This is a genomic window from Leuconostoc palmae (assembly GCF_019656075.1).
Taxonomy (GTDB): domain Bacteria; phylum Bacillota; class Bacilli; order Lactobacillales; family Lactobacillaceae; genus Leuconostoc; species Leuconostoc palmae.
This window is the reverse complement of sequence record NZ_BPKZ01000018.1, coordinates 1-8,332: the sequence shown is the minus strand read 5'-3', so window position 1 is coordinate 8,332 and position 8,332 is coordinate 1. Positions and strand designations below refer to the sequence as shown.

Sequence of the window (8,332 nt, the reverse complement as noted above, 5' to 3'; positions counted from 1 at the left end):
TGTCTCCCAATTAGATATGGTTTTATTAGAGACCAACAATTTATTAGCCAAATCCATTTGTGTTAGAGACATTTTTTGCCTCTTTTCCTTTATCAAATTATGGAATATCACGACTATCCTCCCTGTACTTGTTATGCCATTAAACATATCCCCAAGACGTCATTTTGGCAATAGAAAGTCCTTACCAATCCTTATATAAAGTGTTTTATCGTGTTATTTAAGCTTGACCAACATTTATTTTATGTGCTCTGATAAAGTTTCACCACAGTTAACACTCATTATGGTGACTATATATGCAAGAGTGTTTTTAATTTTCTTTGCCAAGTGTATTTAAATCCCATAGTGTTAGATACATCAAATTTGCTTAACATATCAAATGCACGAACACTCAGCACAAATACACCCCAAATTGTTCAGCCAAGCCATCCTCCTAATTTAATGACACTAAACAAATCTAGCAATTCTATTACTAATAAGATCATAGAAATTAATAGTAAACTACGATAGACCGGCCTTAAATCATGCTTAACATCTTGTTTATCCAAAAATAAGCGCATTTTCTTGTCCTCCCGTAATATTTCATCCATCGAAAATCCAAAATAATCACTTAGTTTAAGTAATGTCATAATATCTGGATAACTATTGCCGTTCTCCCAACTAGATACTGTTTGCCTAGTAATAAAGAAATCATCAGCGATTTTTTGTTGCGTTAAGTTCATATTGATACGTGCTGTTTGCAATTTTTGTCCAAAATTCATAGTTTTCTCCTAAACACATTATTGCAATTGTGCTTAAATAGATAAAGCAAATCATATTTGCCACTGTCTAACGGCCACTATTCTAGCCGAAATTAATTTGATCTAATATTGTTTCTCGGCTCGCTTGATCCAAGCCTAAATAAGTTAAGGTCATCGCTTCACTAGAATGGTTTAACAATTGCATGACCAATCCAATATTATAGTTGGACTGCATGTAAACGCGATAAGCACCTGTTTTACGCATGGTATGGGTGCCTAGATAGTTAATCCCTAAGAGTTCGCCAACCTTAGCCATAACCTTGTAGAACTGTTTCTCAGTAATATGACGCTCTGGGTGCTGAATTGAAGGGAAAAGCCACTCAGAAATCAAATTTTGTTGCTGAAGCCAATCATAGTAAGCCAGTAAATCAGCGTGAACAGGTTTGAGGTAGAGAGTGTTGGCTTTACCTGTTTTTTGATCGTGGATGAATGTATTTTGCTTAATCGTCCCATCTGGGTTAAAGACATCAGCTTTTTTCAGCTGCATGACATCACTAACCCGTAGTAAGGTAGCTTTACCCAGTTGAAAGATGGTGTAATTACGTCGGCCAGCGCGAAAACTATCCAAAAGCGTCTCCTGGACACTTTTTAAAACGTTGGAATCTTTAATTGGTAAAACAAGTTGTTGCACCATAACTAGTACCTCTTTTTTAAGCGTTAGAATCAAGCCATTACAGGTGTTATTTTAATTATAAGCTAAAAAACAACCCCTAATAAATAAACTTGGTTTGTTAGGGGTTGTTTTAATAGGATTTTTAAGGGGTTATTATGTAATTATGGACCCTAATATTAATTTAAATGTTTCTGAAGTCGTATAAAAGGTCAAATAGTGTCTGGTTTTTTTGTATGAAATTTAGTAAATACTTTCTAGTTATTATAAATTGTTCACCGGAACCTTTAACTTTAGTTGCTAATAGTTGCTCTTGATCAGGATTTGGTTCTGGACCTGTTATTTGAAAACTATGGATTATTCGGTCACGCTGCTCTACAAGTTCTGAAAACAGACTAATTATATTTTCTGGAATAACATCGGAATATTGTTCTTTCATAACTTTATGCAGAATATTCCCTGAAGTTCGATCAATTAATTCCCACCAGTTGTGTTGATCACCACTGATTTTAAGTATATTTTCTATAATAAAAGCATTGTTGGAGTTAAAAACACTTATAGCAGAACCAAGAAGCTCCCTATAATCATCATTCGGTAATGACTGTCTTGTATATTTTTCGTACATTATGTTTCACATCTTTTAACATCTAATATAGAAACGTAAATGATATAATGATTAATTCGTTCGTCACCCTTGTCATGCGGAGAGGGGGTGAAAGCCATGTACGATTTAATCGACAACATATCTCTAAGATTATTATATCATGCTTTAGATTAATTACTACTATTGGGTCTATTTATAATTATAGCCCCTAATATATAGACATACATATTATAAATTTGTTTGAATTAAGATAAACAGTATCATGCTATTACTTATTTTTCGTTTTAAAGTCAACCCAAAATAGCAAACCGGCGCAAATGAATGACCACCATGGATTACCCTTATTCAAATATAAGCAAAGTATGCCAAATAAACATGAAACTATAGGTAATATTAGTGTGTACTTGTATCCCATATCACCAGAAACATACTTTTGCCATTTATATTTTATTCCGAGAGAACTCGCTATATTAAATTCTGAAATATTATCCATAGCCAATCCGATAAAAATGAACACAAATAAAATCGGTATATAAAATACACCTAAATGCACTATATCTAGCACATTAGCGATAAATAAAAATAGTAAAATAAAAAAACATACTTGTAATTTCCCATATACCTTCTTCATATTTACTGATACATATTTCTTTTCTAACTCTTCTCGCATACCTGTATCTTCCTTGAGTAAAATATCTAAAGAAATATGATAGTAATTGCTTAGTTTAATTAAGCTCGAAATATCCGGATATGTTTTTTCATTTTCCCAGCTCGAAATCGTTTGCCTAGTGATAAACAGTTCATTCGCAACATCTGCTTGAGTTAAATTCATATCTAATCGTGCATTTTTTAAGCGCTCACCAAATTTCATAATGAGTCCTCCCAAGTTTATAAATATAGTTTGACCATAAAATAAAAATAAGACAAGCAATGATTTATTGCTCGTCTTATTTTTCGGTTAAATAAAGCATAGTTAAGTTTATTTAGCATGTATAACATTTTTTCTAAATGGGTCTTGTAATAATTATGATTATGTTAATTAGCAAACTAAAACATAAAACATCCGAAATTCCGTTATAATCAATAAATATACATTAGGTTCCTGGGAGACATTTATGGATAAAAAAGATAATTTTTCTGAAAACTATGCTTTAGGACTTACAGCAATTGCCATTGCACTCACAATATTCTTAATTCCGAATGAATATAAATTTTCATGGTCAAATAGCCTTTCCCTGTTTTTTCTTATGATTGCTTCCGTTGGATTTGCCTTTTCAATTCAAAAAACAATGGAAAGGGCAAAAGAAACTTGGGATAATTTAGGAACTAGTCTTTTGTTATTTTATATTATATATGGAATTATTATTTTTTTCATAAAGTATAAATTATTAAATCCTTACACAACATTATTATTACTAGCTATATCTATTTTACCTTTTTTTGGCTTTTTTAAAGGAATAATTAATTTAATTATTTATCTATTTAAAAATTTCAAAAATAATAAAACTAGTTTTTTTGATGTTTTGATCAAACTGATTCCTATTTTTTTACCTGTTATTAGTTTAATGTTGAAAATTTTGAAAATAATTTGACTATTCGCCTTCCAAAATAGTCAAACTAATTTTTTATTGACCATTTTGATTTAATGTAATACACTTTATAAAAACATAAATATGTTTTTATAAAGTGTATTACGTGATTATTTCTTTATAAAGAAATAATCACGTGTTTTTTCAACATTATACTACCAATTATAAGGATGTCAATATTATTATGGAAAAAAAATATTATGCTGGAATAGCCATTGATATAAAAAGCAGTAAATCACTAACTTTTAATATTGGTTATGGAACATATGACATATTAAATTACTTTTCGGAACACATTAATCAAAAATATGGAGCGGAAATATCTAATTCAGAAGAGATATATGATTCGGGCAAATTATTTTCGATAAAAGAGGGCGATATGTTAATGGGACTAATTCGTGAATACAATTATGATTTAACGAGAAAAATTTATCATTACTTGAATAGCATATATTATTCAAGCGATTTCCAATATAATATTAAAAGGTGGATCTCTACAGAAAATAGTACTGAATTAATTTTCAATATGTCCATTGTTTTCAATGGAACTGTCCAACAGGAACAACAGAACATAAACACACTAAGCTGGGATATTATTAACGGAACAGCTATTTCTGGGACAAAATATTTGCTGAATTCATACCACGATGATGTTCCAGAAACAAAAAAAATAGGTGGTAAATTTAATAACATAGAAAATTTACCATTTAAATTAAGAACCGTCGTACTAAAAAATGATCCTTCAGAAAAATTATTGATAAATGAATATTACAGTGACTTAATACAATTATTATTTTACTCTGGTTATAGCGTACCATTCAAATCAAATAGTATACTTAGCATCAGAAAAATTATATTTTTTACTTTGTTTAATGCAGAAAACAAGAGAAATATGGAATATCAAAATCTATTTTTAGTAGCAGCAACCTTAGATGAAATATATGGCATAAAAAGCTATCAGAATGCAGCTAGTAATATAGGAATTCAGTTTAATGAATTAGGTCAAAAAATTCAAACAAAGACTTTACAAACTAAAGAAAAAATGAAACATAAACAAAAATACTCAAGCAGAATTAGTAAAATTATTGGCGATATGGATATTCTATCTGTACAAAAAAATATTGACACGCTTGAAAATACTATTAATCGGATATCAAACCAATGAAAAACATAGAATTATTAACAATATCACTAATCTTAATCAATTACATTTGCCACTTATCAATCGACTTTATATTTCAAACAAATAATATTGTGGAACAGAAAAAAACATCATATACATTTATGTTAAAAAAACATATTATTCCTGGATTTTTATTTAATATAGCATATTTAGTCATTTTCAATATTTTAATACAGTGGGAAAAACAAGATGATCTTTTACAAACAATTGTAGTAGTTTGTTTAGGGTCCGCAATAATATGGCTATTACATATCGGTTTAGATATAACTAAAGTTAAAATAATCAAGTCTAAAATGTCCAACTATATACATGTAGATTGGATTAGTTATATTTTAGATCAAGGGATTCACTTTTTGATTATATATATAATTTCATACTACGAATCGAATTTAGTAAGAAATAATAATGTACTTTCAATAACAAATTACAATAAAAACTTATTATCGTTGAGCGTACTTATCTGTACTATTATATTAATTACAAGATTTACACAATTTTTAATACAAAAAATTTTACAAAAACACTTTAACGATAATACTGATAATGATAATAAAACATTAGCAAGTGGGACAAGTATTGGCGTAATAGAAAGATTATTAATATTATTTGCAGTAATTGAACAATCGCTTTTTACACCAATAATAGCAGGCATAATAGCTTTAAAATCAGTAACAAGATTCGAAAAAATAAATAAAGATAGTAAATACGCAGAATACTATTTACTAGGATCATTAATAAGTATGCTTTCAGCTCTAGTATTTTCAACAATAGGAATATATATAATAAAAATGATTTTAAAAATAGAAAAATAACCATAACAAGGGCAATCAGTTTGATTTGAGCAGAGAAAGCCCTAAGTATTTAGGACTTTTTAAAATTGTTCAAGGTATAATTCAGAATCATATCGCTTGTATCAACCACGTACATCGTTCTAGTTACTCTTCTATCGTCCGCCCAATAGAAAGCCTTATTTTTCCCATAAGCCAATAAGGTTAGAACACGTCAGACACCGCTTAAATCGCTTTATATGCAATTTAAACCATATAGTGTGCTAATTCTATATGCCACTTCTTTGCCAATCACTTGCGGGCGAGCCTACCCTTAATCGAATTGTTCATTCCCCACAATACCGCTTAGCATTGCTTTGGACGTGGTTTAGACGACCTTTCAGCCCTCTTGACGGATACACGCCTGTTCCGTATTAGTTGTTAGGATAACGTCCGACAACGACTTAACAGACGTAAAAAGCGTATCCTCGTGCTTAGTTAGGCTGGAGGATACGCTTTCATAGTAGTTTATAGTTCTTTTTTGAGTAAAGATGTTTACTCTGAGTCTATAAGTTTGTATAATAGTAAGTAATCTAAAGCCAACACAGATTGCCTTCTGTGTTGGCAAAAACCTGATACTGATAATATCGTAAGGTCACCAAGTCCTAACCCTTGCAGGGGTTGAGGTCTTTTTATTTGTATTTAAATATTGATATGAGTATAACATTAAGAACTATACATGACAATAAACAAACACATAATCTTATCTTTTAATAATTAACTGGTTCACTTAAAACGTCAACAATATAGTAAACTTAAAACGTAAACGTTACATCACTTAATTCTACGTTTGGAGAAACTGATGAAACACGAATTTGATACCATTATCGCGATAGCAGACGAACTAGAGATATCGCGCCAAGCCTTAAATAGAAAGGCTAAGCGCCTTGATATAGATTTATCTAAAAAATCATTCACAGATAAAGAATGGAAACTTTTAGCGTCAACTAAACGTAAACCAAAAACGTCAACTTCAAGTAACTATGTTGACACTTTTACAGCGCAACAGTTAGCTGAAAAAGATGATTTAATTAATTATTTAAAATCGCAAATCAAAGAAAAAGATAAACAAATTGATCATGCGCAACAATTACAATTAATTGCTGAACAACGGTTAACAGAGACAAAGGATAGTTTAATTGAATACCAAGAAAAAGAAAATCAGCCAAAGAAAGGATTCTGGCATAGATTATTTAAATAGTTTTTCAAAAGTAATTTTATAGCGTCCGTTTTGTTTGTTAGTCTTTGTCGTTCATCAACCTTCCGCTTATCAAAAATTGATGTGTTTTTATCTTAAGTGGGTACCCACTTAGTATGCTCGCAACAAGAATTTTTTTGATTTTTAAGTTGTCGCTAAAAGCGACTTCTGACACACTTCTTTCTAGCAATTCCTCAACAAGTTTCTTGGTGGAGTGTAAGTGCGCATTAAACTCATTTTATTTCGTTTTACTGACGGATTATTTTGCTTATTAGTATAATTAGGCTAGAGACACATTTAAATGCAATTAAGGAGCTTAAATTATGGCTGATAAAAATATTTTTGAAAAGTTGTTTTTGGAAGCTGAGAAAACAAACTTACAAGTATTAATGGATAATGCTTTAAATGAAAAAGATCCCGACAAGAAAAAAGTCTTAATGGAAATTTACACCTACGCCATTGGTAAGAAACAAAAAGAATTACTTAAAAACAAAAAATTTGTGATTTGAAACGAAAGGTAGTTTATGTTTTCAATGCTAGTCGATTTAATCAGTTTAATAACAGATACACTTTCAAACTATCTATGGTATTCTGATGAACGAAAAAATAAATAATAGCTACATCGTTATTTAGCCTAGATTTAATCTAGCTATTTTATACTTAACACATAGTCAATTACATGACTATTCTCTTCTCTCCCAAAAATATTTTTTTCATAACCAAATATTCTCTCTCAAAAAAACCGCTTACTCCCAAAGCGGTTTTTTGATTATTAAAAAATAGCGAATGATGTACGTATTCAATGATAAATCTATGATTGAATTAATTTGAAGTTTTGGGAACTTGCTGATAGACTTGAGTTATTGATTCGAACATTGAACGTGTGAATTTTAACAGTGGCTCGACCAAACAGGGAGAGACAGTGCCACACAGACACCCTAAGCGAAGCGTTAAAAGGGGGTCTGTGCTGGGTCGTGGATCAGCACGATTGACCATGAGTGCCCACGACTGGCACAGGCTGTTAAAATTTAGGCACTAAAAAAATTTGACCCCCGTATTACTAACAGGGGGGGCAAAACGGTAAAAACGCTGGAAGCGTCAGCCCAATTTGGGGAACAAACGCCGGTTTAACAACATTTATACTAAAAATAAAAATGTTACATCTAAACCCCCAAATGTAACATTTTTACCAACGAATACTGATATAAAGTGGTTTGTAAAATAAACAAAATATCCGATTGCTACCTTGCTTATTTCACAAACCCAAAACGTGATTAAACCAAGGTTTAGAGAGCTAGACCAATTCAAAAAAGCAAAATTCACAATGTTACTACTGACAAAAAAAGCGCTAACCCAACTCGCTGTAGGGATAGCGCTTTTCACTTGGCATAAGATGGATTATGTTTGTTGAGTTTCTATTATTCCCCCAATTACTTAATTAATACTAGATCCGACAAACCCTCTTATCAAACCGTCTATAACTTCCATTACTGGTGTAACTGCATACAAAAATATCAGCAGGCC

General features: G+C 30.8%; 10 protein-coding genes. 5 read left to right on the top strand and 5 right to left on the bottom strand.

What is annotated here, in order from left to right:
* From K5Q12_RS07210 to K5Q12_RS06970, 5 genes are all read right to left on the bottom strand, one after another.
* On the bottom strand, positions 1-111 hold a 111-nt coding region (locus K5Q12_RS07210; RefSeq protein ID WP_220743097.1), incomplete at its 3' end, for a helix-turn-helix domain-containing protein.
* A 302-nt stretch (positions 112-413) separates the two neighbouring features.
* The gene (locus tag K5Q12_RS06985) at positions 414-758 is read right to left on the bottom strand and encodes a helix-turn-helix domain-containing protein (protein ID WP_246570531.1); all 345 of its coding nucleotides are present in this window, start codon (positions 756-758) and stop codon (positions 414-416) included.
* An 82-nt stretch (positions 759-840) separates the two neighbouring features.
* Complete coding sequence (locus K5Q12_RS06980; protein ID WP_220743095.1) at positions 841-1,431, bottom strand: site-specific integrase; 591 nt, start codon at positions 1,429-1,431, stop codon at positions 841-843.
* 160 nt (positions 1,432-1,591) lie between these two features.
* Positions 1,592-2,032 (bottom strand): selenium binding protein, encoded by a 441-nt coding sequence (locus tag K5Q12_RS06975; protein ID WP_220743093.1) that lies wholly within the window; start codon positions 2,030-2,032, stop codon positions 1,592-1,594.
* A gap of 247 nt (positions 2,033-2,279) precedes the next feature.
* Positions 2,280-2,882, bottom strand: a complete 603-nt coding sequence (locus K5Q12_RS06970; RefSeq protein ID WP_220743091.1) for a helix-turn-helix domain-containing protein — start codon at positions 2,880-2,882, stop codon at positions 2,280-2,282.
* 244 nt (positions 2,883-3,126) lie between these two features.
* Here K5Q12_RS06970 and K5Q12_RS06965 point away from each other — a divergent pair, with 244 nt between their 5' ends.
* The 5 genes from K5Q12_RS06965 (at position 3,127) to K5Q12_RS06945 (ending at position 7,317) form a co-directional block, all read left to right on the top strand.
* Complete coding sequence (locus tag K5Q12_RS06965) at positions 3,127-3,603, top strand: hypothetical protein (RefSeq protein WP_220743089.1); 477 nt, start codon at positions 3,127-3,129, stop codon at positions 3,601-3,603.
* 181 nt (positions 3,604-3,784) lie between these two features.
* Complete coding sequence (locus tag K5Q12_RS06960) at positions 3,785-4,765, top strand: hypothetical protein (RefSeq protein ID WP_220743087.1); 981 nt, start codon at positions 3,785-3,787, stop codon at positions 4,763-4,765.
* Positions 4,762-5,595: a DUF3307 domain-containing protein gene (locus K5Q12_RS06955; protein WP_220743085.1), complete on the top strand. Its 834-nt coding sequence runs from the start codon at positions 4,762-4,764 to the stop codon at positions 5,593-5,595. Before K5Q12_RS06960 ends, K5Q12_RS06955 begins: the two co-directional genes overlap by 4 nt.
* 817 nt (positions 5,596-6,412) lie before the next feature.
* The gene (locus K5Q12_RS06950) at positions 6,413-6,811 is read left to right on the top strand and encodes a replication initiation protein (protein ID WP_220743083.1); all 399 of its coding nucleotides are present in this window, start codon (positions 6,413-6,415) and stop codon (positions 6,809-6,811) included.
* Positions 6,812-7,131: 320 nt separating this feature from the next.
* Positions 7,132-7,317 (top strand): hypothetical protein, encoded by a 186-nt coding sequence (locus K5Q12_RS06945; protein ID WP_155280237.1) that lies wholly within the window; start codon positions 7,132-7,134, stop codon positions 7,315-7,317.
* The last annotated feature ends 1,015 nt before the right edge of the window (positions 7,318-8,332 follow it).